General features: G+C 62.2%; 27 protein-coding genes, 1 tRNA gene and 1 pseudogene. 6 read left to right on the forward strand and 23 right to left on the reverse strand.

All coding sequences use genetic code 11. The features are described 5' to 3' along the window. Both AC1DKD_RS04205 and AC1DKD_RS04210 read left to right on the forward strand, forming a co-directional pair. A partial coding sequence (locus AC1DKD_RS04205) for a hypothetical protein (protein ID WP_477142971.1) occupies nucleotides 1-812 on the forward strand: 812 nt, incomplete at its 5' end. A gap of 220 nt (nucleotides 813-1,032) precedes the next feature. Then, nucleotides 1,033-1,687, forward strand: a pseudogene (locus tag AC1DKD_RS04210) (SOS response-associated peptidase). Between the two features lie 475 nt (nucleotides 1,688-2,162). On the opposite strand, the gene AC1DKD_RS04215 reads toward AC1DKD_RS04210, so the two are convergent. Further along, nucleotides 2,163-2,444, reverse strand: coding sequence for an excalibur calcium-binding domain-containing protein (locus tag AC1DKD_RS04215; protein ID WP_441626866.1), 282 nt, complete (start codon nucleotides 2,442-2,444; stop codon nucleotides 2,163-2,165). A gap of 399 nt (nucleotides 2,445-2,843) precedes the next feature. Between AC1DKD_RS04215 and AC1DKD_RS04220 the strand changes: the two genes are divergently transcribed. Together AC1DKD_RS04220 and AC1DKD_RS04225 are read left to right on the forward strand one after the other, a co-directional pair. Beyond that, a complete protein-coding gene (locus AC1DKD_RS04220) occupies nucleotides 2,844-3,977 on the forward strand; it encodes a PD-(D/E)XK nuclease family protein (protein WP_441626868.1) in 1,134 nt (377 codons plus the stop codon). A 3-nt stretch (nucleotides 3,978-3,980) separates the two neighbouring features. After that, entirely contained in the window at nucleotides 3,981-4,277 is a 297-nt protein-coding gene (locus AC1DKD_RS04225; protein WP_441626870.1) for a cyclic-phosphate processing receiver domain-containing protein, read from the forward strand. Between the two features lie 97 nt (nucleotides 4,278-4,374). Here AC1DKD_RS04225 and AC1DKD_RS04230 read toward each other — a convergent pair whose 3' ends face one another. The 7 genes from AC1DKD_RS04230 to AC1DKD_RS04260 all read right to left on the reverse strand — a co-directional run bounded on the left by AC1DKD_RS04230 (nucleotide 4,375) and on the right by AC1DKD_RS04260 (nucleotide 8,272). Next, complete coding sequence (locus AC1DKD_RS04230) at nucleotides 4,375-4,665, reverse strand: hypothetical protein (RefSeq protein WP_441626872.1); 291 nt, start codon at nucleotides 4,663-4,665, stop codon at nucleotides 4,375-4,377. Further along, nucleotides 4,662-5,087: a hypothetical protein gene (locus AC1DKD_RS04235; protein ID WP_441626874.1), complete on the reverse strand. Its 426-nt coding sequence runs from the start codon at nucleotides 5,085-5,087 to the stop codon at nucleotides 4,662-4,664. Before AC1DKD_RS04235 ends, AC1DKD_RS04230 begins: the two co-directional genes overlap by 4 nt. A 152-nt stretch (nucleotides 5,088-5,239) precedes the next feature. Further along, the gene (locus AC1DKD_RS04240) at nucleotides 5,240-5,623 is read right to left on the reverse strand and encodes a ubiquitination-like system serine protease family protein (RefSeq protein ID WP_441626876.1); all 384 of its coding nucleotides are present in this window, start codon (nucleotides 5,621-5,623) and stop codon (nucleotides 5,240-5,242) included. Beyond that, a complete protein-coding gene (locus AC1DKD_RS04245; protein ID WP_441626878.1) occupies nucleotides 5,620-6,168 on the reverse strand; it encodes a glycoside hydrolase family 19 protein in 549 nt (182 codons plus the stop codon). Before AC1DKD_RS04245 ends, AC1DKD_RS04240 begins: the two co-directional genes overlap by 4 nt. Next, nucleotides 6,161-6,583, reverse strand: a complete 423-nt coding sequence (locus AC1DKD_RS04250; RefSeq protein ID WP_477142972.1) for a hypothetical protein — start codon at nucleotides 6,581-6,583, stop codon at nucleotides 6,161-6,163. The genes AC1DKD_RS04245 and AC1DKD_RS04250 overlap by 8 nt, the downstream gene beginning before the upstream one ends. A gap of 88 nt (nucleotides 6,584-6,671) precedes the next feature. Beyond that, nucleotides 6,672-7,754, reverse strand: a complete 1,083-nt coding sequence (locus AC1DKD_RS04255; RefSeq protein WP_441626882.1) for an acyltransferase family protein — start codon at nucleotides 7,752-7,754, stop codon at nucleotides 6,672-6,674. Between the two features lie 443 nt (nucleotides 7,755-8,197). Next, nucleotides 8,198-8,272, reverse strand: a tRNA-Arg gene (locus AC1DKD_RS04260). A gap of 165 nt (nucleotides 8,273-8,437) precedes the next feature. Here AC1DKD_RS04260 and AC1DKD_RS04265 point away from each other — a divergent pair. Both AC1DKD_RS04265 and AC1DKD_RS04270 read left to right on the forward strand, forming a co-directional pair. Further along, nucleotides 8,438-9,478, forward strand: a complete 1,041-nt coding sequence (locus AC1DKD_RS04265) for a site-specific integrase (protein WP_477142973.1) — start codon at nucleotides 8,438-8,440, stop codon at nucleotides 9,476-9,478. A 23-nt stretch (nucleotides 9,479-9,501) separates the two neighbouring features. Then, nucleotides 9,502-11,340 (forward strand): hypothetical protein, encoded by a 1,839-nt coding sequence (locus AC1DKD_RS04270; RefSeq protein WP_477142974.1) that lies wholly within the window; start codon nucleotides 9,502-9,504, stop codon nucleotides 11,338-11,340. Between the two features lie 351 nt (nucleotides 11,341-11,691). Here AC1DKD_RS04270 and AC1DKD_RS04275 read toward each other — a convergent pair whose 3' ends face one another. The 15 genes from AC1DKD_RS04275 to AC1DKD_RS04345 all read right to left on the reverse strand — a co-directional run bounded on the left by AC1DKD_RS04275 (nucleotide 11,692) and on the right by AC1DKD_RS04345 (nucleotide 26,188). After that, the gene (locus AC1DKD_RS04275) at nucleotides 11,692-12,531 is read right to left on the reverse strand and encodes a S1 family peptidase (protein WP_477142975.1); all 840 of its coding nucleotides are present in this window, start codon (nucleotides 12,529-12,531) and stop codon (nucleotides 11,692-11,694) included. Nucleotides 12,532-12,683: 152 nt separating this feature from the next. Beyond that, the gene (locus AC1DKD_RS04280; protein WP_477142976.1) at nucleotides 12,684-13,475 is read right to left on the reverse strand and encodes a DNA adenine methylase; all 792 of its coding nucleotides are present in this window, start codon (nucleotides 13,473-13,475) and stop codon (nucleotides 12,684-12,686) included. A gap of 139 nt (nucleotides 13,476-13,614) precedes the next feature. Further along, the gene (locus tag AC1DKD_RS04285; protein ID WP_477142977.1) at nucleotides 13,615-14,172 is read right to left on the reverse strand and encodes a lysis system i-spanin subunit Rz; all 558 of its coding nucleotides are present in this window, start codon (nucleotides 14,170-14,172) and stop codon (nucleotides 13,615-13,617) included. Continuing rightward, nucleotides 14,156-14,452 (reverse strand): phage holin family protein, encoded by a 297-nt coding sequence (locus tag AC1DKD_RS04290; protein ID WP_477104052.1) that lies wholly within the window; start codon nucleotides 14,450-14,452, stop codon nucleotides 14,156-14,158. The genes AC1DKD_RS04285 and AC1DKD_RS04290 overlap by 17 nt, the downstream gene beginning before the upstream one ends. 9 nt (nucleotides 14,453-14,461) lie before the next feature. Further along, on the reverse strand, nucleotides 14,462-15,103 hold the full coding sequence (locus AC1DKD_RS04295; RefSeq protein WP_477142978.1) for a glycoside hydrolase family 19 protein: 642 nt from the start codon (nucleotides 15,101-15,103) through the stop codon (nucleotides 14,462-14,464). A gap of 82 nt (nucleotides 15,104-15,185) precedes the next feature. Then, nucleotides 15,186-15,536: a hypothetical protein gene (locus tag AC1DKD_RS04300; RefSeq protein WP_477142979.1), complete on the reverse strand. Its 351-nt coding sequence runs from the start codon at nucleotides 15,534-15,536 to the stop codon at nucleotides 15,186-15,188. Further along, entirely contained in the window at nucleotides 15,533-15,790 is a 258-nt protein-coding gene (locus AC1DKD_RS04305; protein ID WP_477142980.1) for a hypothetical protein, read from the reverse strand. The genes AC1DKD_RS04300 and AC1DKD_RS04305 overlap by 4 nt, the downstream gene beginning before the upstream one ends. Beyond that, entirely contained in the window at nucleotides 15,787-17,013 is a 1,227-nt protein-coding gene (locus AC1DKD_RS04310) for a hypothetical protein (protein ID WP_477142981.1), read from the reverse strand. Before AC1DKD_RS04310 ends, AC1DKD_RS04305 begins: the two co-directional genes overlap by 4 nt. Further along, nucleotides 17,013-17,222: a hypothetical protein gene (locus tag AC1DKD_RS04315; protein ID WP_447429498.1), complete on the reverse strand. Its 210-nt coding sequence runs from the start codon at nucleotides 17,220-17,222 to the stop codon at nucleotides 17,013-17,015. Before AC1DKD_RS04315 ends, AC1DKD_RS04310 begins: the two co-directional genes overlap by 1 nt. Further along, nucleotides 17,222-17,485 (reverse strand): spike base protein, RCAP_Rcc01079 family, encoded by a 264-nt coding sequence (locus tag AC1DKD_RS04320; RefSeq protein ID WP_477142982.1) that lies wholly within the window; start codon nucleotides 17,483-17,485, stop codon nucleotides 17,222-17,224. Before AC1DKD_RS04320 ends, AC1DKD_RS04315 begins: the two co-directional genes overlap by 1 nt. Nucleotides 17,486-17,547: 62 nt before the next feature. Further along, nucleotides 17,548-18,093: a hypothetical protein gene (locus AC1DKD_RS04325; protein WP_477142983.1), complete on the reverse strand. Its 546-nt coding sequence runs from the start codon at nucleotides 18,091-18,093 to the stop codon at nucleotides 17,548-17,550. Beyond that, nucleotides 18,090-18,986 (reverse strand): tail fiber domain-containing protein, encoded by an 897-nt coding sequence (locus AC1DKD_RS04330; protein WP_477142984.1) that lies wholly within the window; start codon nucleotides 18,984-18,986, stop codon nucleotides 18,090-18,092. Before AC1DKD_RS04330 ends, AC1DKD_RS04325 begins: the two co-directional genes overlap by 4 nt. Then, nucleotides 18,986-19,912, reverse strand: coding sequence for a hypothetical protein (locus AC1DKD_RS04335; protein WP_477142985.1), 927 nt, complete (start codon nucleotides 19,910-19,912; stop codon nucleotides 18,986-18,988). The genes AC1DKD_RS04330 and AC1DKD_RS04335 overlap by 1 nt, the downstream gene beginning before the upstream one ends. Nucleotide 19,913: 1 nt before the next feature. Further along, nucleotides 19,914-21,401, reverse strand: coding sequence for a hypothetical protein (locus AC1DKD_RS04340; RefSeq protein WP_477142986.1), 1,488 nt, complete (start codon nucleotides 21,399-21,401; stop codon nucleotides 19,914-19,916). Then, nucleotides 21,398-26,188 carry a tape measure protein gene (locus tag AC1DKD_RS04345; RefSeq protein WP_477142987.1) on the reverse strand — a complete coding sequence of 1,597 codons (4,791 nt, stop codon included), beginning with the start codon at nucleotides 26,186-26,188 and terminating at the stop codon, nucleotides 21,398-21,400. Before AC1DKD_RS04345 ends, AC1DKD_RS04340 begins: the two co-directional genes overlap by 4 nt. Nucleotides 26,189-26,216 lie beyond the last annotated feature (28 nt).

A 26,216-nucleotide genomic window follows, 5' to 3' on the forward strand; every position in this document is an offset into this window, starting at 1 on the left:
GGTTCTTGCCGGGAACATGGGTCGAATATCTCTGGTTCCCGATAAAGACTGCGTTTGAGAAGAATCGGCTTCACACAGAAGAGAACATGCGTGATCCGCGACTGCTGATTGGCGGGGTCATCGCCCTACTATGGCTTTCAAAATCTGCGGCCCTCTGGCTTCGAAATCGCGCCGTGGACAGCCAATCTCAATTTAAGCTATTCCTCAGCATCACCTTTGTCGGAATGTACCTGTTCTGGATGACGATGTTTGGCATTTACCGATATGCCATCCTGCTGGAGATACTGTCGATCCTGATGGCGGGTATGGTAATTGGGGAAGCGATCGATAGCGGCCACCGACGAAAAGCACTCTGGATTGCGGTGCTGGTATATGGCTCCGCCGCCATCCTGACGAGATCCCCGAACTGGGGAAGAACGCCGATGGATGGGAACCTGTATTTTTCCACCGAGCTTCCCAAGCTGCCGCAGAAGTCGCTGGTTCTCAATCTAGTGAACGGTCCGGTGGGGTACCTCGCTCCGCAATGGCCAGACAACCCCCCGTTCGTCTACCCGATCTCGAACCTTTCAGGCCCTGGGCGCAACGAAGCCATCCAGCGGATCATCAACGAAAGAGTCATGTCCCATCGGGGCGAAATCTCCGCACTATGGGATGGCATCGACTTCACCGACTCTATGCGCCAACTGCTTGCGAACTATCACCTGCATGTGGACATGGCGTCCTGCCGGCCGGTGTATCGCCCATCGCTTGCCACGCTTCTAGTTTGCCCAACACGGCGCACAGGCAACAACAGGACACCCGCTGCCGAGTGAAACATGAACATCGCTGACGCGTTTGCAGTTGTTGAATATCTTCCAGTCCGGGATCGGTAGGAAAGACGCCGCCCGATTGAGATGCCTTATCGAAGGTGATCCAACACCTGGTTCGCCGCCATGACCACCGATTCACCGGCCGGATGATCCCAGGCCGTGCCTTGAAGGCGCCTCAAGGCACGGGCGAGGTTTGCCGCTCACGCCCCGCAAGGAGATGAGGATTTGCACTAACTACGCCCCCGTGCAGCGCCAGCTGCTGCGCGATGTGTTCGGCGTCGAGCCACCGCAGCTCGACTATCCGCTGGAGACCCGGCCGGACTGCCGCGCCGTTCATCGTCAGCAACGGTGGCGGCCGACAGGCGCTGGTGGGGACATTCGGTATGGTGCCAAAGACCCGGATCCCGCCCGGCGGGGCCAAATTCGACACGACCAACGCGCGATCGGAAACAGTCGGTGAGAAGCGGTCGTTCTCAGGGCCCTGGAAGAAGGGCCAGCTCTGCCTGGTGCCGGCCAGTTCGTTCTACGAGCCCAACTATGAGAGCGGGACCAAGTCCGTGCGCTGGCGGATCTGGCTGAAGGACGAGCCTGAGTTTGCCATCGCTGGGCTGTGGCGCGCCTGGCCGGACGAGGACGGCGCGGAAGTGTTCAGCTTCACCATGCTTACCATCAACTCGGACAAGCATCCGCTGGTGAACCGCTTCCACGCCCCCGGAAAGGAGAAGCGGATGATCGTCATCGTGCCGCGCGCCGAGTGGGGTGACTGGCTGACGTGTCGGGATCCGGAGCGGGCGCACAGCTTCATGCGGCCCTACCCCCCCGAGCTAATGGACGCTGCGCCGGCGCCGCGCGCGCCGCGGGCAAAAGCTGCCGAGTAGCCTTGCGCATCCCATCGAGAGAGTTATGTTCCCTCGGACCTAATTCCACTAGAGTGATGCCGGGCAAACGCGATTGCCCCGTCTTTCCTTCAGCACCCACTCCTTCCCGGCAGCGGGTGCTTTTTTTTACCGCCAGCGCGCCCGCACCTCGTCCGCCAGGTCCATGAGCCGGCGCACTCCGTCGCGCGCCCATCACTAGTAGGGTACCAGCTGTTGATGCGACGCATTATCATTAGCGATGGCAACAGATTGGACCCCTTGTTGCTTTCCGAGGTGTAGGCGCCATCTCCCTGCGCCTACACCCCTTTCTCCCTCTAAGGTGCCTACCATCAGCGCACCAGAGTACCTACGCTTTACCCCAACTCGTTCTCCAGATTCGCCAAGCCACCTCCCCTGCTCCGCCGCGCGCTAATTGACAAGCGGCCACGGCGGCCTCCAGCCGGATCTAATACGGCGCGCGCTGTGCCACCGCCATCTATGAACACTGCAGTGGTGGCACTTCGCAGGGGATCCCGTCTCCGTCACCGTCAATCTTCACGCCAGGGCAATTGCGCAGGTAGAAGCGAGCTTCCTGACAGGAAGTCATTTGGCTGCAGTGCTGCTTCCCCTGACATTGAAAGACCGGCGAAGCTGCCGGAAGTGCTGTCGCTTCAATCATGGGTTCAGCAGGCTGGGCAGCTTGTTCGGCCTTGGGAGATTGCTTGAAGTAGAACCAGGCGGCGGCGACCGCGACAGCGACCAGTAGGAATTTGTTCAAGTGACCCCTTCTTTTTATGCGAAGGATGCCACATTTTCTCCTTTATCAGGTCAAAGCGACGGAATAGCCGGCCTCGTCTTTCGCACTGTAGGATACCTTTCCTATTCCAGAATGACAGGCTGGTGGGGTAGATGCGGTCAAGACTCAATGGCTCTGGCCTACCCATCGCGGTCAGTCACCTAGTGCCCAGTGAACAACCGAGCCTAGCTGAAAGCAGCCTCCAAGCGCGGTCATCGAGATGCATTTTGCGTGCATCCTTCACTGCTGTGTCCTGCCCTATGCCGGACGGCGACTCTGCCTTGACAATGCCGTTACCGCTCGCGCGCCGGTTGCTGGCAGAATCGCACATGACACCGGCTTCTCGAAGCCGGCCAAGGACAAGCACCAATGACACTCCCGATGGATGACCACCCCCCACTGATGAGGAACACCCTCGAAGATGCCCTCCCAGTTGCAGCAATGCGACCAAACCTCTTCAAGTACGCGACGTCCGAATTGTCTCAGGACGCGGTAATCTGCTGGATCCTGGCAGTGGCGGACGTCCATTTCCGCGATTCTTGTCCAGAATTGCATGCGTTCGGCCAGGCCTTCGTCCGGTCACTCCTTTCACGAAGCGCCTCCTGCCCTCAGCCACAGGAGGTCAGAAGAGTCCGCGTCGTCCAGCAGGAAGCAAATATCGACATCCTGTGTTGGATCAACGAGGAAATTGTAATTCTTATAGAGGATAAAGTCGGAACCAAGCAGCACAGTAATCAGCTTCATCGATATAAGAACCACCTCGCAAAGGCGCGGGACCGCATAGCGCATTCGGTACTGATTTACCTTCAGACTGGAGATCAGTGCGATTATTCTCCTGTCACGGATGCGGATTATCATGTCCTGCATCGGCGTGATCTGATTGATCTACTTGGTACCGAGAGCGGACGTCAAGGACGCTTGAAGAGTGACATTCTGGAGGACTTCGCATGCCACCTCGAGCGCATCGAGACCTTAGTCCAGGGCTATCCCGTTATTCCAGTGAAGAAATGGGGGAAGAACGCTCGAATCGGCTTCCTCTCGCGCCTCAAGCGAGACCTAGACAGCGGATCATGGAAGTATTGCCCCGATCAGACCGGGGGGCACTATGGCTATTTCGGAGACAAGGTGCAAGTCGATGGCGCGGCGATTTACTTGCGGGTAGTGCTCAGCGATCGTGAGAACAAACTGTTCTTCAAGATAGACGTTTCTACTCCTGCGGAGCAAGTCCGTCTCAGAGACATGTGGACTAGCCTAATCGTTGGCCACGCATGCAAGCTGGGACTGGCGGTTAGCAAGCCTAGGCGGAAGTTCGACAGTAGCACGATGACAGTCGCTATAGTGGGCCATCCATTCCCAATGACCGATCCAAGCGGCTGTCTCGACCTTGAACAGAGCCTTGAGATAATTCGCGAATGCCAAAGGGTCATTGATACTTGCAAGCGCGAGGTTGTCGATGCGGCCACGGGCTACCACGATCGCGCCGCCCGACAACATGCCGGGTTCGTGGAGGCTTGAGCGATGAAGGTCTACTTGGACGACGAACGCCCCACGCCTGCGGGCTGGACGAGAGCGTATTGGCCATCAGAAACAATAGCACTACTTGAAACCGGTGAGGTCACCGATCTGAGCCTCGACCATGATCTTGGAGACGATGAGCGCGGGACCGGCTACGACGTCATCCTGTGGATTGAGGAGGCCGTGGCGCTTAGGGACTTCGTCCCGCCGCGAATCACTGTCCATTCCTCGAATGCATCGGCCGCTGAAAAGATGCGCGCTGGCATCTTGACCATTGAGCGATTGGCAGGAGGCCGTTGATAGGCCAAGGGAGCGCTACCTCTCTCAGCCCAGAATGCCCCGCGCCCGAACTTCATTCTCCAGGTCTGTCAGCCGCTTCCCCTGCTCGGCTGCGCGCTCATTGGCACGCCGCCACTGCTGCCTTCAGTCTGACCTCATACCCCCCGCGCAGCGCCAGCTCGGCCAGCGCCGCGCGAAAGAACTCGAAGTCGCCGGCCGTCTCCGGCACCTTCGCCAACGGCCAATCCGGCTCGGGGATCTCGGGCGTCTCGCACGGCACGGCCACTGGCACCCTCACCTCCACCGGCTTCTCGATCATCTGCGGCGCGGCGGCGCAGCCGGCCAGCAGAAGCACCGCAAGTACCGCACACGCCGCGAAATTGCGTTTTTGCGCAAGTTGCCACTTCATAGCTTCCCCCGCTCGGTCATAAAGGTCTCGCGCAATCCATGCAGCGATGCGCACAGGTCCGACCCCGGCACCTGCGCCTGGATCTTGCCGGCCAGCAGCGTGTACTTGGACTGAGCTGCCTGAGCCTCGGCGTCGGCCTTCGCTGCCTGGTACTGCCGCAGCTTGGCCTGCGCCTCAAGGGCAGCCACCGCGGCGTTCTGGGTGGTCAGAGATCCGGCCAGCGCCCGGTTGTCACCCTTGGCCTTGACCAGGTCGGCCAAGGCCTGAGCCAGCTCGGCGCGAGCAGCGTCACGCTCGTGCCGGTAGACCAGCACCGAACCGCCAGCCAGCGCCAGCACCACCAGCACCGCGACGAAGAAGATCCGCTGCGGCGTGGCGAAGACGGCTTTGATGACCGCCCCGATAGCGTCAAGAATCGGCATGGTGGATCACCTCCGTGGGACTGAACTGGTAGCCTTCCCGCGCATTCCTCTGGGTGATCCAGAGCGGGAACGGCAAGTCGAATGAAAAAAAACCGTTCGAAGGCGGCTGGAATGAAAGAAAACTGGGAAGGCTGAAAGAAAACTTGGGGCCGTCAGCGGCCCCACCCCTCCGGAAACTCGGCCAGCGGCACGATCTGGCCCGCCAGCGCGTGCGTGCAGTCGCCCAGGAACTGGATGCGGCCATCGGTCACGAAGCTGTGGCAGGTCTTCTTGACGTACGGGATCTGATAACTCGGATCGGCGCGCTTGCGCGCGACCTGGGCGCGCAGCTCATCGGGGTTGCCTGCAGCGGCCGGCTCATCCCACCAGGTCAGCACACTCGGCGTGAACGTCGGGCGCTCCACGTCGCCATTCCAGCCCCAACGCGGTCCGTCACCGGCACCGTGCTGGATATGGTGCGGGCTATCACAGCCAGGGCACCAGAAGGAAAGCCCGTTGCCCGGTGAGTCCTGAAGGACCTTCGATAGGATGCTCATGAAACCCCCAATGCAGTTTTGGCGCGCGCCCAGAAGGCGCGCCGCTCCGCAATACCGTTGATCCCGCCGTTGATGGCTCGCGTCAGACCCACGAAGTCGCCAGCGTCGGCGAACCGGTTCAGGCTATGGGTGTGCCAGTACCAACCGGCGGACGCCGCCGCGTGCACAGGCAGTTCCAGCAGTTCGGGATGCGTCAGCAGGTCCAGGTGCAGCCCGAACCCGCACAGCAGATAGTTCTTGCGGCGGGTGACCTGAATCAGGCCCCGCCCCATGAACCGCTTTCCGTCGCCGGGCTCGGTATTGCCCAGGTCCGCCCGGCCCTCATACCGGCGCTGCGTCGGCGTCGGGCCCCAGATCTCGCGTAACAGGCGCAACTGCCCGGACTCGTGCGCGACCTGCGCCACGAAGGCGGCCGCGCGTGTGGGCGTATTGACCTCGAACTGCAGCATGGCGGTGGCCAGCGGCGCAGCGAACACATCGGCGCGCGCGCCGGCCAGCGGCATGATGGCGTGCAGCTGCACCGCGGTGATAAGCGGGTCAGCCATGCTTCGCCCCAGCCACCGCGTCACGCACGTCCTCCGCCACCTCGGCCAGGTCCTTGTCGCGACGCTTCTCGATGAAGTTGAACAGCCAGCGCACCACCGCCCAGCCCGGCAGGCCGCAGGCGAACACGACGCCGAACAGTGCGACCAGACCGATGTAATCATGCGTCCAGGCCTGCAGCCCGAGCTTCTGCACGACGGCCGCGCCCCCGGCGACGCTGGAAACGACGGTAGAAATCAGCCCTACCGCCCACTCTCTTGGGCTTCGTGGAGTCATCATCATCATCATCATCATCATCATCATCATCACTACGAGGGCGGCCAGGCCGGAGGCGCCGGCGGCAACCGCCGCCGGGCCGCCGAAGGCTTTGAAGGCAGCAGCGCCGGCTGCGGCGCTGCCGCTGATTGGTTCGGACATTTGTGACCCCGGAAATGAAAAAGCCCGCAGGACGCGGGCGTAAAAAAGCCGCCCGAGGGCGGCATGGTGATAGTTCAGAGTCTCAGTATTAGGAGGCTGGCTGAAGCCCCTTGTCGCTACTTCGCAAACGGCGCAGCCCGGCCTCCACCAGGACGACCAGCATGTGGACGAGCGCGGCCATAGCCACCGTGGAAACAAGGTAGAAGACATAGATCGCCCACAACGGCTGCTCGACGAATCCGAAGAAATGCCGATAGAAGCCGACGAACGGCATGTGCACCAGGTAGATCTCAAAGCTGAGCTTGTTCAGCCAAGCAAATGACCACGGTAGCCGGGCTATCTGGTAGACGCAGATGAAACCGCTGATGGCAATCAGCGGGTCGACCGCTGCGGCGCCGATGTTGTACAGGCTCATCAACGTAGCCGCGAGCCAAAGGACCAAACCAATCGGCCAACTCTTCCTCAGCCGACTTTCAAGCTTCTGGCGATCCTCGTGCAAAGCAATGCCGAAGAGGATACCGACGCAAAAAGATCCCATCACAAAGGAGATATACGTGAACGGCGTGAGTACACCAAGGTCCGGAGGGAACTTGAGCACAGCCGCCTGTATGCACGTTGTGACGACAAGCGCGAACACGCCAAGTTTCCTGCATAGAGCGAAGAACAACGGGAACGCCACGTACAAAACCACCAGGCTAAACAGGAACCAATGATGCGTGGAAAGGTAGGTGGTTCCGCCTATGTTCAGCAAAAACACGTTGGCGACCCACTCCTGAGCGCTCTTCGGCAACACATAGGGCACATCCCAGCTTCCTGCCCAGCGCATAGCGGCTTGATAGATGAGGATTGTGCTAATGGTGACCCAGTATGGCAGGTAAATCCGCCATGCCCTGGCCACTATGAACTGCGTCCAACTCGGACGCTTCCTCATGCACGACAGAGCAAGCCCCAAGCCGCTTGCCGCGAAAAATAACTGATTCCCCTGCCAGCCCAACTCAAACGGGATGGACAAGAAGGCCTTGACGCTGGATAGAAAGTGCAGCGGATCAGTAGTCCGCTTGTTGAAGAACAGCCAGAAATGGAAGGAAATCACCCCCAACATCGCCAGCAACTTGATGTTGTCGACCCAGAGGATGGGCCCGCCACCCCTGTTTTCACCCTGTAATGCCACGCGCCGTCCCCCGGACGTCTAATTTGACGGCGGAAGGATAGCGTATTTCCGAACAGAACACGGGCGCCGGGGGCTCAGGCAGCCGAGTTCAAATTCGACAACGCCGTTCGTAATACAATACGCCGCCCAAAAAAGGATCCTACGCATGACGGCCGAGAAGCCGCACGGGAAGAACCAAGAAATTCAGATGCTTCGCGGGATTTCGATCGCGTTCATCCTGGTCCAGCACTACTACCCTGCTCTCCCGGCGCCGGCTTGGTTTTACGAAGCCGTCCATGCCACAAGCCTACGGAGCGGCGTGGATCTGTTCTTCGTCATCTCAGGATTTGTCATTTCCAAGTCTCTGCTCGAAACAATGCGAACTTTGGCAAACGCCAAATGCCCGGGATGCCTTGATTTATTTAGGGGTGGAGAACTTCAGAGAACTTCTGCGGACTTCATTATGGTCCCGCCGGCAGGAATCGAACCTGCATTTCACGCTTAGGAGGCGCGTGTTCTATCCATTGAACTACGGCGAGCGGATAGGTTCTGCCCAGTAGCTGGAAACCCTTGTCAGGACTGGCTCTAGCCTTATCCTGCCTGGGTTTCCGGGCGATTGGTCGACACCGAACTTATCACTTTGCATCATCCTGTATCATCACATTTCACGCAGCGCGTGCTACAGATTTGCTACAGGAGACCGCATGGCATCGATCCTCAAGATCGGGGAGCGCTGGCGCGCTCAGATCCGGAAGCAGGGCCGGAGTATATCAAAAACCTTTCGCACCAAGGCAGAAGCGCAAGCGTGGGCGAAAAATTCAGAAGTGGACATTGAGACGCCGCGCGTGGCCGCCAGCCTCACGGTCGGCACCCTCATCGATGACTATCGGAAAGCACGCGAGAAATCGGGCCGCGCTGTAGCGCTGCAGTCCAACGAGGAGTACATGCTCCGCAAGCTCAAACTGGCCTTTGCGGACCACCTGGCACACCGCCTGTCGACTCAGGACATCCTCAAATTCGCTCAGGATCGGAAAGCCGCCGGCGCAGGCCCGTACACCATCAGCATGGACATCTCCAAGCTCGGCACGGTCATGCGCCATATGAGCAGCATTCAAGACCTCGCCCTGCCCGATGTAGTGAAAAATGCCTGGCCCGCCCTAAACCACCTCAAGCTGGTCGGCCCTGGGGGCAAGCGCGAGCGCCGCCCCTCCCCCGCCGAGCTAGGAAAAATCTTCGCCTGGTTCCGCGAGCATCCCGAGCACAAGCTGCCCATGGAGGCGATCATCCGCGTCCTGATGCAATCTGCCTTCCGCCGGGGCGAGATTTTCCGCATCACATGGACCGACCTAGACGAAGCTCGCCGCCTTGTGCTGGTGCGTGACCGGAAAGACCCCCGCCAGAAGCAAGGCAATGACGAGTTGGTGCCGCTCATCGGTGATGCTCTTGAGATCATCCAGCGCCAGCCTCGGAACGCCCCCGATGACCGGATTTTTCCCTATGTGCCAGGCACGGCCAGCAAGTATTTCAAGTGGGCGTGCGACGGGAAGCAAATAGCCGATCTGCACCTGCACGACCTTCGGCACGAGGCCACCAGCAAGCTGTTCGAAGCCGGCTGGGACATCCCCGAAGTCGCGGCCGTTACCGGCCACAAGGATTGGCGGAACCTGAAGCGGTACACCAATCTGGATCCCGCTGACGTGGCCGAAAAGGGCAAATTACTGCACTTCAAGCCCAAAGCGGCCTAGCGCGGCGACCGGCAATCCTGTCGTTGGAACGGCTGGCAAGGGTGCGCAGTTTTCAGTACATTACAAGATTCGCCGGAGAAATCGGCCGCAGCCTGCCACAGGCACAGGAAAACCACAATAGACCACAAATGACAAAAGAAGCATTGGAGAATAAGGCGCTGCGCATCGAGGGGCGTGCCAAAGAAGCGCTAGAGCGAGTGAGGTCCGCAATTGCAGACACAGGAATCGAGCAGGCCTGCTACGCGGTGCGCGCGAGGGTCAAGTCGGAGAACCGCCTTGTCGAGAAAGTTGGCCGCAAACGCGAAACGAAACCTGAGTATCAACTTGAATCGATCACCGACGTCATTGGCATTCGCCTCGTCACATTGTTCCGGCGAGACCTTCCGGAGATTCTGACGAAGGTGCTCGACATCATCGAACATGAAGTTGAGCTCATGCCCAATCCAGTGAAGAAAGCCAGCCTGGAAGAGATCATCGTCTACAACAATGAGCTCGATAGCTCCCCCTTCAACCTCCTGATCAAGGAAACACTTGATCAACGGCGTGTGCAGTTTGCGAAGCTTTCTTCGAAAGAAGGGTACTCAAGCCTGCATATCGTATGTCGCGTTGGCAAGCACGTAGTGAAGTGCGCCGACATCGGGCCGGAGTATCTGCTGCCAATCGAGATCCAGATCCGGACAGTCTTTGAAGACGCATGGGGCGAGATCGACCACAAGTATGGCTACGTGGCACGGTCTGGCAAGGAACTGACGCTCGCTGGAAATCAAGCCCTGATTGGCCCGCATCTCAGGGTGCTCAAACAGTTCACCGATGCTTGCGCGGCTTACGCTGACACCATTAAGGAAATGTCGTCCGAGTATGCGACGGTGAGCACCAAGGCCGGCAAGATCTTGTCCGTGGAGTCAGACGACGACGTGTTGCGACGGTTTGAGCAACTGGATGTCCCCCAGCCCTATATTGATCAGTACGCCAACGGTCGACTGATTCGAGAAAAGTGCGCCTCCGAGCAACTGAGCAAGCAAGATCGCGCGCTGCGCTATCTCGAAGCGTCCCAGTATTTTTCGTCGATTGCACAGGAATGCGAGAACGAACTGCAGGGAGAAGGCCTGAAGCTGTACTGGTACTACGTCACATTGAATGCCGCATTCTGCTTGCTTTCGACCAATTCCAGCGAGAGCATTGAGAACGCCGTAGGCATCTATCTAGACCTCAGCGAAAAGTATCCTAACTTTCCCTTGGTCAAATTCCGTCTCGGCCAAGCCTACTCGAAGCTGGGACGGACCGACGATGCAATACGACTCTTCGAGGATGCGCTGGGCGACGTCGAACAAATTGCGGCAGCAAGCAAGGCAAAACAAAGTTGGGACGACAATCTGCCCCTGCCGGACTACACTCACATTTCCACGGCGCTGCCCAAGCTCTTGGGTTACCAGTACTGGGAAAAGGGCGCATACCGCACTGACGCGGGAGATGTGCAACAGCGCCTCACCTTGTACCGCAAGGCCTACGAAGTTACGTTGCTGGCCTACGCGCTAACGCCGGACAGCGCTGACCTCGCGAATAACCTCGCCTACTACGCCCTCGAGTATCTGGGCTTGGATACCAACGACGAATTCAGAAATACCTTGGTGGACGGCCTGGAGAGGTACCTGCCGACTATTGAGACCGCAGCGGACTCCCCCGAAGCAGATGCACTGCTACTCGACACACTTCTTCAAATCTACATTGTCACCGCCCAAAAAGAGTCTTCTGCGTCACTTGCAACACGCATTGCAGATGTTCTAGATGAGGCGGAAGATATTCCAGACACGATCGCTAGGTCCATCCAGGCGCGAGTGCTGAGAGTTATGAAGAACACCTAACTGATGCAGGGGCTTTTCGCAATCGCTTGACTTCCTGGCTCTCAAAACGTTAAATCGACACACGAACCCATTTTAACCCCCGCCCGGAGACCATCGTGACTACAGCTTGGCCCAACAATGACGGCTAAATGTTGCTCATAGATCACCAAATAGACAAAAACGCCTCCTTGGAGGCGTTTTTGCATTTCCATTCGCTCACATCACAGGCGCCCCGCAGACGGCTACCCCAAATAGCGACTGCCGTCGCGCCTACCTGACCCAATGGGCCCGGCGACGCTCTCGTGCAGTCCGCGTCCGTCGCATCGTCGGCCAAAATGGGCACTCGCTAGATCTGGCCGACAGAAGGAAGTGTCAAGAGCTTTGCGCTTGCGGGAAGATCAGCGAGTCAATTTCCTTGACTGCAGAAGCATGCAAGGAAACCCCAAGATTCAGGGAAGTGTTGAAGTTCGCAATCTGCCGTGCCGCTGAGGGAATTTCCTCCACTCGGACCTCACCTTGTTGCGTGCGTTCAATTGCCCCCCATATGACACCGAGTAGCTTGACCTTAGATCCTGGTGCAATGGAGCCATCTGGCAGCGTGTAGAAGGGGGATTGGTAAGCGAATACTGGTGAACCGCTTGATCCAGGAAAGATAGCGATGTCCAAGAGGAAATCTCGACGATTCTGATATGCGGCCAAAGGGTGAGTTGCAGTGGTCCCCATTCTGGCCACCGGCATGTTGTTGTGCGAGTCCCATATACCAATGGGATAACCGATGACGACCACGTGCTCGATGTCTCGCAGGGAGTCTTCGGCAGACGCGATCCAGTGTGAATCGAGCAGCACGGCTCTGTGCTGAAGCCCAGCCTGTACCACTAGACCAAATGGTACTGTGACGTCAATGCCGCAAAGATCAATGTTCGAATCAGGGTGCGGATACAGGTTGCCCTGCAAGGCGACTTCAAAAGTCTGGTCAACTCGGCCGCGCGGCTGGTGGACTTCGTCGAGATCGTTGATCGACGGAGCTGTGGAAGCGACGAAGCGAATCGAGTCTGCGCCAGCGACAACATGCTTGTTCGTCAAGATGAGGATTTTGCCGACACCCCCGTGCTCGACCTTATAGTAAAAGCCTGTACCTGTTGAGTGGACGTTACCACCGGCACAGGCAAGTAGCCTGACTGTAGACCTCACGATTCCATACTCGATGTTCATTCTCGCGGTCCTTTGATGCTTTTGGGCCTATCCCAATGCTCGTTTCAGGAGGTGTGATTGTACGGCGGAGGGCTGGAAGATGCGACGCACGATGTAACGTAACGAACCCAGGGCCGGCGATACGCCGGCCTTCCATTTCGACTGCCCTGTGGCTAGAACAGGCCAGCCGGCTCAGCAGCACGATCCCAGCTGTAGATGATCACCTCCCGACGTGCAGCCAGCTTGTCGCCGCCAGCCACCTGGTAGTTGATGTCGAGTGTCTCCATCTGGAAGCGCGCAAAGATGCGACGGATCTCCGGATGGTCGTTCAAGCTGACGATGGCCTTGCCCTTGAGCTGGCGCATCACCTCCGCCATGCGCACGTATTGCTCGAGCGGGAAATCGACGCCATAGCCCTCTGTTTCCCAATAGGGCGGATCCAGGTAGAACAGCGTGTGCGGTCGATCGTAGCGCGCGATGCACGCCGCCCAATCCAGCTGCTCGATGTAGGCGCTGGCCAGGCGCAGATGGGCGGCAGACAGGCTCTCCTCCAGTCGCAGGAGATTCAATCCCGGCGGCGTGGTGGTTGCGGTGCCAAACGTCTGTCCGGCCACCTTTCCGCCGAAACAAGCCTGCTGCAGGTAGTAGAAGCGGGCAGCGCGCTGGATGTCAGTCAACGTCTCCGGCCGAGTGTCCTTGAGCCACTGGAACACCGTGCGGCTGGTGAGCGCCCATTTGAACTGGCGCACGAACTCCTCCAGGTGGTGCTGCACGACGCGGTAGAGATTGACCAGCTCGCCGTTGACGTCATTGATGACCTCAACCGCCGCCGGCGGCCGCATGAAGAACAGCGCGGCGCCGCCGGCGAACACCTCCACATAGCACTCGTGCGCCGGGAAGCGGGAAAGCAGGGTATTGGCCAGGCGGCGCTTGCCACCGAGCCAGGGAATGATGGGTGTTGCCATTGTGGTGAGCCTTTCACATTTTGGTATGATTCGCCCGCCTCCTAGGAAGGTGGCAGGGCCTTGGCTGGGCTCACTGGTAATGTCAGTGTGTTCGGTGGCCACCGCCGGTGCTCCAACACCGACAGTGGCCGCCCTGTCTTTACCGCTGCGCCTGGTTCAACGTGCCGCGGACGGCGTTGTAGGCGTCGATACAGGCATTGGCGTCGCGGATCCCGCGGTCGCCGTCCCGGGCGATGCCGTCGAGAGCTGCTGCAGCCTCCGGAGCAAGTTCGGCTCGCGCTTCACCAGCTCCGCCGGCAGCGCCGGGATCTGCGGTGCCGCCACCGGCGCCGGCCTGACAGGAACGGACGGCGAGGGACAGCCGGCGAGCGCCAGACAGGTACTCAGCGCGAGCAGTAGCTTTTGCGATTTCTTCACGATCTCTCTCCTCTTTGGCGTGTTTCACCACGGCCGTGATTGCCTCTCCGGCCGCGCGCTCCAGCCCGCGGTACTTCGTGACCTGGTCGGCCTCCGCTCGCGCGGCAGCCTCCCGCTCGCCGGCGACCTGCTCGCGCAGTTCGGCCAGCGCACGCTCATAGCGATTGCCCTGCAGCCACCAGGCGGCAGATCCGCCCAGGACCGCGCCGGCGGCCACCATCAGAAAAGCCACCAGCAGGCGGCTCTTCCAGGCGGCGAGAAACTCAAGCGCCTTTGCCATGCCGGCCCTCGCTCTGGCGCAGCCTGCGCTTGAAGTAGCTCTCCAGGGCCTGCGCGCCGACGATGCCGAACGCGCTGCCCAACCCCACCAGCGCCACCGGGTTGAGCCCGGGGAACTGGATCAGCGCCATGCCGGCCACCATCGACGCCGCGGCCCCCATCACCGCCCGGCCGAACACCAGGCGCACGGTGATCGTCTCGTCGCTGGCCAGCAGCTTGCCCAGGCCGATCATGGCGCCCACCCCCACCAACATAAACAGACTCTTCTCAGGTTCTTGCATGGGGCTCCTTTACCCTTGAATGCATTGCGTGGCCCGCACGTAGCGCTGCATGCGGTCGTCCAGCCCGTTGTAGCCGCCGTTGATGCGCTTGGTCAGGGCGCGCTGGTCGCCGGCGTCGGCCAGCTGGTTGCAGCCGTTGGCGAACCAGAACCACCCGGCCGAGCGCGCCGCCAGCCGGTCGTCGGTGGCGAGCAGCTCGGGCTGCCTGACCAGGTCGATGCCGAGGGCCTGACCGCAGGCCATGTAGTTGTCGTTGAACGTGATCTGCTTGAGACCGCGGCCGCGGTACCGCCAGCCATCCCCGGTGCTGGCATCGCCGTTGCCGTAGCGCCCGGCGTAGACGATGCTGGCGATGCGCTGCTGGCGCTCGAGCGGCACCATGCGCTCGCCGGCCTGGCGGCCGAGGGTCTTGGCCAGCGCCGGCGAGAGCCGCTTATCGAAGGTATCGATCAGCCCACCCACCGAGTAATCGAAGGACTCCGCCAGGGTGGAGAAGCCCTTCGATTCATGGCCGACCTGGGCAATCCAGGCCGCCACCCGGTGAGGGAGCAGGATGCCGAACTCGAACAGCGCGGCGTCGACGTGCGGCCACCAGCGATCGGCCAGCGCCTCGTTGATGCCGGCCGCCTTCTGAAAGGTTGTTTTATCCATGACCTCGAATTGAAAAAGCCCGCATGCGGCGGGCAAGAAAAAACCACCCCGCAGGGTGGTCGATGGTGGTGCGGCTGGCGTGCTAGGCCGTGAGCAGGCGGTAGGCCTCCTCCTGCGTGATGTCCAGGTCGTAGTGGCTGGCCAGCACCGCGGACAGCGGCAGCGCCGCCGGCAGGCCGGCGACGGCCAGCTGCGCGCGGTAGGCCTCCAGCTCAAGGCGCAAGCGCCAGCGGCGGCTGACCTGGTACAGCAGGCCATTGCAGCCCAGCCAGCGCCAGAACTGCCGCGCATGGGTCTGCTCATGCGCCAGCAGTGCGGCGCTGGTACCGGGCCGCACCAGCACCACCGGGCCGACCGTGTAGCCGTCAAAGCGAGCCGGGATGAGGTGGCGCGTCTGCACCACCAGGCAGAGAGGGCGCAGGCAGAGTTTCATGCGGCCCACACCCGGTAAGGCGTCTCCGGAGGAGCCAGCGTGTACTCCGACAGCTCACCAGGGTTGAGAGGGCGAGCCATCCGGAGATTGGCGAAGTAGCCAGGCTGCAGCGTCAGCGGCACGCCGTCGGCGTCATACGTGGCCGGAATCTGGCCGATGTAGTCAAACGAGGCTTCCGGCTCGGCATATTGCTCGCCAACCGCCAGAAGCTCCTCCGCCGTATCGGCGCGCAGGAAGTAGTCGCTATAAGTCATGGCTTTGTCGTAAAGGCAATCAGTTCGGCATCGGATTTGAACTGCGGAATATATTCGAACAGCGCAATATCTCCGCCCAGGCTATTGGAAGCATTGGTGTTGATCCCGCCGACACCTAACCGGCTGCAGGGCGGAATGCCAGCAGTTGTCACGGAATAAATCGCTCCATTCACCGCAAGCTTTGCGACAGTGCCTTTAACGGATACCGCCGTCTGCACGCGAGTCCCCGGCTGGATGACACCGGTGTTTGGTACCCCAACCGTTACCAGGCTCGTGCCGCCATACGTCCCACCTAGAACCACCCCGCCTGACGTGAGCTGGCCGAGATAGAAGCGGTTTTGCAGCGTGTTGTCCCCGAACTCCCAAGCGGTGAGCGTGGTGTGCGGGAATCGCGGCTGCGTGAAGTCGCACAATACGGTGGATTCCGCAGCGTTATATGCCAGCTTTGACAAGTCCGTTTGTAGCATCCCGTCAAGTCCGCGGCTTACCTGCGCCGTGGTGGTAACGATTGGGGGTGATGGCACGATTGCGCCCACCTCCATGCTGCAGTGATGCACGATGATTTCCTCGCCCATCGGCGTACCCGACACGTAGGGATAGACCATCAGCGTTTGATTGGCTTGCTGAATGACCGATACGTAGAGCCGCCATACCTCGCCGCCATTCGGCCCAACGTTGGCGATCTTGTAGGCGCCATAGGAGCGGTTGTTCGCCCCCGGTCCGTTTAACGAAATGGCCTGCGTATTCGGCACGAATCGAACACCGGTCCAGATCTGTGAACTTGGAGAGGTCTGGTAGAAGTTCAGATCGATTGCCGACGACGGCGTTACGCCCGGCACGATTTCAATAATCATGCTGGCGCAATATGGCGAAGTCGAAGGCGTAGCCGTCGAAGCCAACGACGCGCCGGCGTCCGGGCTCATCGGCGGCATGCCAACCGCGACATGCTTGTAACGGTAGGCCTTTTGAATGCCATCGGAGAACATGGACGGCACTTCCGTTACGTCGTAATACGTCGTCGCAATCGAAATGCGGCTAGGCCAAATGCTATTGGCACGCGCAGGCTGCGCCGAGTAACCCCGCGCCAGGCCCGTAATGCCATCGTATGCCATTGCCGGAACACCGATCGCAACCGGAACGTAGCGGCTATTCGGACCCATCACATAACGGGTAGTTGTCCGCGTGAACTGCACGCATTGATCTAGTGTCTTTTGAGACAGCATTATGCTTTCACCTTGAAAATGCCGAGTAGCCCATAAGGCCAAGCCGGATCATCGTCCCAGCTCCGATAGTCTTGCCCGACGAAATTGAGCGTCATGGTGCGATCGTTGACGGCGACGAAGTTGAGCGACATCGTGCCTTGGGCCAAGTCCAACACGTCGTACCGCCCCCTGCCTGCCATCGTTACGCTGTAACTGATGCCGAGCCGCATCACAGCACCACGAAGTCGTTAGCGGTAGTGCCCGTTGCGTTGATGCGGATGCAACGAATCGGCAGGATGCCGCCGGGCCAGTTCTTGAAGAGCACCGCAACGCCGTCTTCTCGCACCGCCATAACGTCGCCGGGCGTACCGACATAAACCGAACGGGCAAAGGTTGCGAAGTCGACGGTGTCGCTCTTGTTCGCCGCATAGTAGTCGCGCGACGGCGAATCCAGTTCCTGCCGGTGATACCGGTACTTGTCTTCTGCAGGCATGCAGTCCTCCAAAATGAAAAAAGCCACCCGAAGGTGGCGAGGTTGATTCAACGCGCGAGGCGCTACAGCTTGATCAGATTGACCATGAAGATTCCGGTTGCGACGAACAGACAGGTGCTGGTGTCTCCCCCGCCCAAGGTGGCCGACCTCCACTGGACCACAGCCTGCGCGTTGTAGGTGAGCACCACCTCCCGCACCACGTTGTAGTTGTCGTCTAGCAGTTGCGCCTTAATGTTGTTGCGGAAGCCGGGATCCGATTGGAAATTAACGATCGTGTCATTCCCGGAGGCAGAGACAGTTGACATGATCGCGGTAATCGGCATGTTGCCGAAGTACGGATCCACTGCCGCCGCCAGCCCGCCATCCGATTGATTCCAGCTGTACCACATGGTCCCTGGGATGTCGTTTTGCCTGACCGGCACCAACCCCCACCAAGGCCGTGTCTTGCCTAGAAAGTCAGAGAGCGAGATGGGCCCAGGATGAAGCCGGCTCATGCCGAGGAGGCGCTTGACGTTGTCCCAGCTGAGCGACAGACCTTCACCCGGCAACAGCCGCAGCTCTGTGGCGATGTCCTGAAACGAAATTGGCGGTACAGCAGGCAAGGTCATGCTCGCACCTCCTCGAGCTGGCGTACCCTGGCAGCAAGCTCTTTCAATGCCTCGATCAGCACCGGCGAGAGCGCACAGTAGTCGACGGCCAGATACCCATCGGAACCCTCTTGCACCGCTTCCGGCAGCACCGAGCGCATCTCTTGCGCGATCACACCCACGAAGCGCCGGCGATCCTCAAGGTCGTTACGCACATAGGAAACGCCACGCATACGTTCTACCTTCGATAGCGCCTGCTCGATCGGCTTGACATCCTCCTTCAGTCGTCCATCCGAGGTATATGTCACATTGACGGTCGCCACCAGCGCCCCGTTGCATCGCATACTTCCCTCAAAGATGAACTTGTACAGCGCGTCATCCGCCGCGCCACCGAACAGGTGCCGGCCGGCGCTGTTGACCTGGTGCTCGGCGACATACGTGCTGAAGTCCCGCGCGGCCGCCGTGTTGCGCAGCAGGGCATAGGCGCCACCCTCGACCTGCGTCTGGAACACGCCCACCGCGCCGGCCTGGTCAGTTTCCACGTAGCGCACCAGCGGTTGCGTATGGCTCATCGTCAGGGCCGGGAGCGACTGCACCCAGGCCACGCCGTTGGCCGCCGCATTGACCGCCAGGAACTTGTTCGCATTGCCGGCCAGGGCGGGCACGCCGGCCGCTGACTGCGCCGCCGCGGCATAGGTCTGCGCCTGGCCGGCCGAGGTGGCCGCCGCATCGCGGTAGCCGAGCACCAGCGCCGCCGTGGTTTTCACCCAAAGCACCACCTTCATGAACTGCGCCAGCGCGATCATGAAGCGCGTGCGGTGGCCACCGTTGCCGAGTCCGGTGGTGGCGCTGTCGCTGTCGTCAATGGTGATGTTGTCGCCGCCGACGTCCGGCGTAAAAGTCACGCTCGTCATTAGAGTTCCTCGATTTCAAAAGCGTTGCTGTGATTGCCGACCATGACGCGCGCGATCGGGCTGAGCTGGCGCAGGCGCCCCAGGTAGGACTGGCGCAGCAGGTGGATGGCATCGTCCTTGTCCCACACCAGCAGGAGCTCGCCATCGATGCCGGCCTTGCGCTGGATCTCGAAGATGCGCCCCAAGGCCTCATCCTTGGTCAGGTAGCCCAGCTCGAAGCGGGTGACGCGACGGCCAGCCTTGCGATCGAAGTACGGCTGACCGGACATGGCGCGCTGCATGCCGGTATCGGTCTCCCAGCCGATCGAGGCGCCCCAGTTGGCGTTGTAGATCGGCTGCCAGGCACTCCCCACGAACAGGCGCCCGAACTCGACATAGCCATCCGGATTGGTCTCGTCGTCGACCTCCACCCGGAGGTAGCGGCCGGCCACCGGCTTCGGCAGCACCGCCAGCAACAGGGACGGATATTCCTTGCGCTCCTCCTCGGTGATGCTGCCGGCCCAGAAGTTGTCATCCTCCCATTCCAGCACGCTAGTGGGGAACAGCGTCGGCCAGGCCAGCTGCCAGTCCGGATCCCAGGCCAGGTAGGTCTGCGTGGCGAAGTCCATCAGCAGGCTGGGCCCGCCGTCCGGTGGCACCGTGACCGCGTTGTCGTAGACCGTGCTGGTGAAGCCCGCATTGTTGGCCACCCTCACCCGCCACTTGGCCGCGGTGGACAGGTTGTGCCGGACGACGGCAATCACGGAAATCAGGCGACTGCGACCGAGATCCAGCGTGAATTGCGTGTCGGCCTTGCTCGCCGTCGCCGTACGGGCCACGCGCGAGAGCTGGCGATCCTTGAGGTTGTCGCGCGAGATCTGCCAATTGCCACCGCTCAGCGTGCCGGTGTCGGTGATATTGGGATGCGCTAGGAGAACGTTCGCCACCCTACCCCCACAAAGTCAGTTTCACGGTATCGGAATCGACACCGGCATCCAATCCGATCACCCGCAGCAGCCGGCCGGCGAGCCCGTAGCGCGGATGATCCAGGGCCACCACCACACCCAGGTCGACCTGGTCGCCCAACTCGGACAGCGGCACCTCGACGTCGACTAGGATGCGCCGCACGCTGTACAGCGCGCTGCGCCGGGTCGCCTCGGCCGCGGCATCCGCTTCGGCGACCAGCGCCGCATCGAATGTCACCTCTTCCGAGGAAGGCCACGCCGTTTTGACCGCCACCACCTCGACGGCCGTCTGCCGGTATTCCTGCGCCAGAAAGGCCTTGCGCGCTTGCGCCACGCTGCCGGCTGGCTGCGCCTGCACCGTGTAGTTGCGACCAAAGCGCACCACCGCGCGCCAGTTCGGCACGCCGGCGGAACGCAACACCAGGCTGGTCACCGCGTCGACGGACCACCGCGCCACCGGCACGCCGGTCGGGGCAGTCAGCCGGCCCATGCGCAGGCGGTTGAGGCGATCGAAACCGTACCAGGCGCCGATGGCGTTGGCCAGCTCATCCATCACCGTCTGCGTGTTGGCTTCGCTGTCCACCCACACCCCCACCGGCGCACTGTTGGCGGCGTTGAGCGCTGTCACGTCGGCATCCACGATGTCGCCGGCCGGGATCTCCCCATCGAGCGCGAGCTGCTTGAGCAGCGCCCCGGCGCGCTGCTCCGCAGTGCCGGCATCCGCCGTCACCTGGCCGGCCGGCATGGATCCCAGCCGGAACAGGCCCAGCCAGCAACGGAAGGTGCCGGCCGCCGGCGCGGTGGCCAGCAGGTCGGCCTGGTTGGCATAGTCAGCGCCGCGCGCGAGGGCCACGCAGTTGTCATAGACCACGGTCACGGTGCAGGCCTGGTCGGAGACCTGATAGACCAGCTTGGAGGTGTTGACGGCCTTGGCCGGCACATTGAACACGCCGCCATAGACGCGCGGCTTGTACTGGTCCTTGAGATCGTCCTTGGTGCCCTCCACGCCATCCGGGAGCACATTGCTGCCGGCATACTTCGGCCGAGCCAGGGGCCGCCCCAGGAATGCCAGGCGATCGCGCACCTGCAGGCTCATGGCGCCGTCATCCGCGCTCACGTCATCGAGCAGCCCCGACATCACCGTCGCCCAGCCGGACACCGGCGTGCCCGGCTGCCCCACCTTGACGGTGAAAGGCCGGCCATCAAACGCATAGTCGGTGACCAGGTTGTCCAGGCCACCATCGGTGTTCAGCAGCCGGATCTTGCCCGCCGAAGCGCGCGAGGCGCCGTAGGTGGTGGCCCGGTCGAACAGCGTGCGCGACAGCCGCGGCTGTTCGACCAGGCGGCCCTCGAAATACGCATTGGCCGGCGTATCGGTCGGCCGCGTGGTGAAGCCTGCGCTGGCGAAGCGCAGCACCTCCACCGCCGCGGCCGAGATCCGCCAGGCGCTTACCTCTATCGCAATCGTCATGATTTGCTCTCATTGATCATTTCATCGAGCAGCCGGTTGCCCTTGCCGGCTACCGCAACGGCCTCCTGGTGGTTTTCCTCGGCCTGCTGCATGCGAGCCGCAGTCAGCTGCCGACTGTCATTGCGCAGCGCCTGCACCTCGGCCCGCAGCGACTTGATTTCCGCCACCAGGGCAGCGCTGCCGCCACGGCCAAACTCCGACCAGTTCGGCGCCTGGTTGAACCGCATGTTTTCCGCCCGGGTCAGCACCCGCTCGCCCTCGTGGAGCACAGGCCGGTAGCCGTCGAACGGCACGTACGCCAGACCGTTAGCGTGGGAGCCGTCCGGCTTGAAGCCCTTGACGCTGTTGTAGTCGGCGGCGTACTGCCCACCGCTGGCGTAGTAGGCGCGGGAGGCCTCCAGGAAGGCCTGCGCGATCTGCGTCCACTTCGACTGCGCGTCGGCATCGCCACCCAGCGCCGCGGCCGAGGTTTCCTCATAGCGCCGCCGGGCCTCCGCATACTGCTGCTCGGGCGTCAGCGTCGACAGGTTGCCCAGGTCCAGCGAGGCCTGGAACTCCCGCACCTGCTTGCCGAAGGCATCCAGCGCCTCGGTCAGTTGCGCGAAGGCCGGCGCGATGCCCAGCAGCGTGGCGTACAGCTTGCGGCCGCTCTCGTCGTTGAGGTTGATCCCCTCCATCAAGGCGCGGAATGCCGCCTTGCTCTGCGGCATCGCCACGTTCAGCGCGGCGAACTGGGCGGCCAGCTGCTTCCTGGCAAATGCCTGCTGTTCGCCCGCGCTGTAGTACGCCTGGAAATAGCTGTTGAGCCCCGAGGTCAGCGCCTCCATGCCGCCGGCAACCTTGGCCAGTTCCAGCGCAGCCGAGGCCGACAGGTCCGCAAAGCCCTTGAATGGCAGCTTCTTGACCGCGTCGGCAAACTGGTAAAGGCTGTCGAGCGTGGCCAGCACAGCCTGGACATCATCGGCACTGAGCTTGGAGGCGTCGATGCTATCGATGTAGTCCTTGAACGGCCGATCCAGGTTCGCGCTCTGCAGGCCCTGGATGATGGAGCGCTGCAGCTGCAGGTTCAGGGCCTCGAGCACCTTGCCGGCATCCTTCTCGCCGGACAGGTCAACGCGGTTGTCCTGCCCCAGGCCGGCGAACACGAAGGAGCGGCCCTTCTTGGGGCTGACTTCCCAGCCAGCCCGATAGCCGCCGGTGCCGTCGAGCGAACCGCCGTAGCGCTCGGTGAGCGACTGCAGCGAGCCATAGGTAGTCTCGATCGCCTTCGTCACCTGGTCGGCCGCCGGATCACCGCCGGACGGCCCACCGCCCTTGCTGGCCTTGCCGCCATTCACGTTATAGCCGGCGCCGTAGCGGGTTTCCCCGCCTCCACCGATCAGCGAGCCCAGCGCAGCACCAATGACGGCACCGGCGATCGTGCCCACTACAGGCAACGCAGAGCCCAGGCTGGCCCCCACGGCGCTGGCCGCGGCCGCGCTCGACCCTGCCACCGCCAGCCCGCCGACTGCCCCCAGGCTGCCACCCAAGGACGAATAGCCCTTGTTATTGAACAGGGCACCGCCCAGCATCCCGCCGGCGATACCTGCACCGGCACCCCACAAGCCCGAGGCGCCGTTGACCCAGGAGCCCATGCTGCTACCGGCGCCGGAGGCAAATCCGCCCGAGCTGGCCGTCGCGCTCAAGCCGGCGACACCGAATTCGCCCGTTTGCGCAGCCAGCATGGCGGCCTGTTGGCTGCCGACAGTCAAGCCGGGCACCATGGCGCCATACGCGCCCGAGTTGCCCACCAGCAGGCCACCCAGCATGCCGTTGACGCCGTAGGCATCGCCAAGCAGGTTGGACATCTGCATCAGGTTGGATGTACCACCCATTCCCCCACCGCTGCCATAGCCGCTGGCAACACCACCCGGGCCACCACTGAACCCCAGCGCGCCATTCACCCCCGCCTGGACGTACTGGAAGGGAATACGCAACACCGTGGTCTTGAACAGGTTTTTGAGGCCATCCACGAAGGTGCGGCCCATGTCCTTGCCCGCCTCGAAAGCCCGGAAAAAGGAATCTGTCAGCCCCTGCCCGATCTCGTCATAAACACGCTTCCATTCCTCTGCGGTTTTCTTCGCCTGGTCATAGCGCGCCTCAGTGGCTTCCTTGGTGTAGAGCGCATCCCGCAGGCGCTGGCGTGCCTCGATCTCCGCGTCAATCGCCTTGAGCTGCTCGCTCATGGGATCCAGCATGGCGATCGCCTCCCTCCGCTCCTGCAGGCGCGCCACGGTCACGGCCTCGATCGCCGATGGCAGGCGCCCATACAGCAGCGTTTCCTGCGTCACAGCCACAATGCGCTGTTCCAGCCCCAGCAGCGTCTTCTGGTCGAGATCGGTCTGCTGGCGGTAGAGCAGATCGGTCTGGTCCTGCAGCGCGTTGATGCGCTCCTGGCCCAGGCTCTTGAGCTCGGCCTCGATGCGTACGCGCTCGCCGCGGTACTTCTCGCGCGCCGCCAGCTCCTTCTTGCCAGCGGCCAGGTCCTCCAGCTGCTTCGATTGCTCCAGCTCGCCCTCCAGGGCGGTCTGCCGCGCGTCATAGCTGCGCGTGAGCGCCTCGGTTTCCGTGATCTGCCCGGTCCGGCGCAGGCGCTCGACATTGGCCAGCTCACGCTTGAGCGCATCCTCGCGCAGCTTGCTCTGCTGCTCGATCGCGGCCATCTGCCCGCCCAGCGCGTTCTGGAAGGCCTTGTTGGCCTCCTCCGCGTCCTTGGCCCCGCCAGCCCACTTGTCATAGGCCACCTTGACGCGCGCGGTGTAGGTCGTCAGGTTGATGGCGCCCTCGGCCAGCAGCGCCTTCTGCGTGGTGACGTACTTCTCGTAGTTCTCGTTGACCCCCTTGAGCTGGTTCTCGAACTTCGCGTTGTCCGCTTCCAGCTTGCGCACGCGCTCGGCACGCATGGCAGCCTCGGCGGCCACCAGGGCGTTTTCGAGCCGCGCCTCATCCAGCAGGTTCGGGTTGTAGGGATTGGCCGCCCGCTGCTCCGGCGTGAGGGCGGCATTCTTGGCGCGCAGATCCGCCAGCGCCTTCTTCTGGTCGACCAGCCTGGCGCCATCGCCCGCCGGCGTGCCGTCGCGGATCTCGTTGCGCTCCCGGTACTTGGCAATCTGCTTGTTCAGGTCGTCAATGATCTGCTGCGTCGACTGCCCACTGACCGCGACCTGCTTGCCCGACGAATCGACCGCCTCGCGCGCCGCATCCCGCTGCCGCGCCGAATAGATCTCCCAGGCCGTGACGCCCAGGCCCAGCACCGTGACCACCGCGCCCAAGGGGCCGCCCAACAGGCCGAGCGCCCGGGTCGCCAGCCCGGCGCCGGCACCGGCGGCGGTCTGCGCCGTCGCCAGCGCGCGCTGCGCCACCGCATTGGCTTCGGTGGCCGCCGCAATCTCCAGGTTCACCCGGACTTGCTGCTGGCCGAGCACCGCCAGCTCGGCGAGCGCGGCCGACCGGGCCGCCGTGGCCGCGGTCGCCTGCAGCTCGGCCTCACGCACCAGGCGCAGCGAACCGGACAGAGCGCCAGTGGCCGTCGCGGCGGCAATGGTGGCCTCCGCGCTCTGCAGTGAGGCATTGGCACTGGACAGCTTGGCCATCTGCTCCGCCCGGGCCACCCCGATGGCAGCAGAGACCGCCGTGGTGTCAGCAGCGACCGCCGCGGTATGTGCTGCCTCCGCCTCGACCGCCAGCAGGGTCGCCGTCGCCTGCTGCCGGGTCGCCTGGCTCAGCAACAGAGCGGCGTCCGCCTTGCGAGCGAACGACGACGCCGCATTGAGCGCCCAATCGGCCGCCTTGGCTGCCACCAGGCCAGTCAGGGCCGCCGTGACATAGTCCAGGTTGGTCGCCAGGAACGACACGCCGTCCGCCAGCTTGCGGAACACCCCGGAGGCCTCGTTCATGTCCGAGATGCGCTTCATCAGCGCATTCTGCAACTGGGTGAACGACTGCTCGACCGTCATCGGCATCTGCGCAAACTCGGCGCTCAGCTGCTTGCCCGCCTTGTCCAGCGCATCGAGCAGCTGCGCCGGCACCAGCTGGCCGGCTTCGCCGAGCTTGCGCAGCTCGCCGATCGAGACGCCCAGTCCATCGGCCAGCGCCTGCGCCAGGCGCGGCGCCTGCTCCAGCACCGAATTCAGCTCTTCGCCGCGCAGCGTGCCGCTGGCCAGGCCCTGCGAGAACTGCACCAGGGCGGCCTGCGTCGATTCCGCGGAACTGCCGCTCAGCGCGATCGCCTTGGACACGTTTTCCGTGACGCGTAGGATCTTGTCCTGGCTGGCGCCCATCTCCTGCCCGGCCTTGGCCAGGTAGGAGTACGTCTGCGCCACCCCGGCCCACTGCTGGCGCGTGCGCTGCGCGACGTCATACAGCGCGCTTTGCGTCTGCGCCGCCCCCTGCGCCGACGACGACACCAGGCCGATCCGCGCCGACAGGTTGGTCGCCGCATCCGACATGCTGACCATCTCCGCAATGGTCAGCCCCAGGCCGATGCCGCCAATCGTGCGCATGAGGCCGTCGAAGCGGCGGTTCAGCGCGTCGGTGGACTCCACCACCCGGCCCATCGAGCCCGCCATCCGGTCCGCACTGCGGGCGACAGCGACCGCGCTTTGATCGGCCCGGGTCGCCACCCCCTGCAGGGAACTCTCGACGTCCCGGCCGAACTTCTTGGCGGTCGCCGCGCCGGCCGCCATGCCCTGGTTGTAGTCCGTCAGGTCCGCCCGATACCTGACCATCATGTTTCCGAGCTCGGACACAGGCCCCTCCCCTCAATTGAAAGCACCC

The sequence above is a fragment of the Cupriavidus sp. 05T313 genome (genome assembly GCF_056396665.1).